Annotated in this window: 2 protein-coding genes; both read left to right on the top strand. The window is 63.7% G+C overall.

The features are described 5' to 3' along the window. Positions 1-167 precede the first annotated feature (167 nt). Positions 168-491: a hypothetical protein gene (locus U1769_RS25255; RefSeq protein WP_332720908.1), complete on the top strand. Its 324-nt coding sequence runs from the start codon at positions 168-170 to the stop codon at positions 489-491. A gap of 112 nt (positions 492-603) precedes the next feature. Further along, on the top strand, positions 604-1,139 hold a 536-nt coding region (locus U1769_RS25250), incomplete at its 3' end, for an inositol monophosphatase family protein (RefSeq protein WP_332720907.1).

Genomic DNA, 1,139 nt, shown 5'->3' with positions numbered 1-1,139 from the left:
CGTCAATGTCGGCTACATGAAGTTCAGCGAAAAGAGCCGCTGGTTTCCGTTCTGATCTGGCGGCCGTGTCAGTGGCCAGTTGTGCGTAGCGTTTGCAATTGGGTGGATATCCGACCGTCAGATTTTGGCAGCGCGATTGCGATAGCAGACGCTCGATTCCGTGATAGATGCGGGAGATGATCGTGATGGCTCTCCTCCTTACCTCGCCCTCTGCCGTCCAAAGCGGCACCAATGGGGACTACCAGGCCGCCTACGATATCGCGTTCCGCAGTTCCTTTCGCAGCCGCTCAATCGAACAGTGCCGGGCCTCGGCAAAGAACGCCGCAACGGCCAAGATCGATGTGACCCCTATCTGTGCGTGCGTCACGGACCGACTGCTTGCGACGAAGTCCGTTGATGAGTTGAAGACGCAACCTCTGGCGACCGAGCTGCAGTCGATCTCAACCGAGTGCATCGCGGCAAATCCGCCCGCTATAAGTTCGAGACGGTAACGTCGGCTTCCGGGTGCGCGGGCATGGCTTGCGAACGACCGAGTTTGGGCGCCCCTCCGTCACCAACCCAACAGGACTGGCGAAGCCCAAACTCCCCCGCTAGGCAAACCTCATGCCTGTCTCCCACGCCGATATCGAACTCGCCAAACGTCTCGCCGATGCGGCGGGCGCTGCGATCCGCCCCTATTTCCGCCGTGAGCACGGGCTTGAGGCCAAGGCCGATGCCTCGCCCGTGACGCTGGCGGACAAGGCGGCGGAGGCGGCGATGCGGCGGCTGATCATCGCCGAACGGCCAATGGACGGCATCATTGGCGAGGAAGAGGACGCACGGCCCGGCACCAGCGGGCGGACCTGGGTGCTCGATCCGATCGACGGCACGCGCAGCTTCATCGCCGGGCGGCCGATATTCGGCACGCTGATCGCGTTGCTGGAAGCAGACTGGCCGGTGCTGGGGGTGATCGACCAGCCGATCATCGCCGAGCGCTGGATCGGCGTCGTAGGACGCGGCACAACCTTCAACGGCGAGCCCGCCGAGGCGCGGACCTGCCGCGAATTGTCACAGGCGCTGCTCGCCACGACTTCCCCCGCCCTGTTCGAGGACGGGCAGTTGCATGCGTTCGAGCATGTCGACGCGCAGGTGATGAGCAC

Source organism: Parasphingomonas zepuensis, from assembly GCF_036663735.1.
In the GTDB taxonomy this organism is placed as follows: Bacteria; Pseudomonadota; Alphaproteobacteria; order Sphingomonadales; family Sphingomonadaceae; genus Sphingomonas.
The sequence above is the reverse complement of the archived record's forward strand: the minus strand, read 5'-3'. Positions and strand labels throughout refer to the sequence as shown.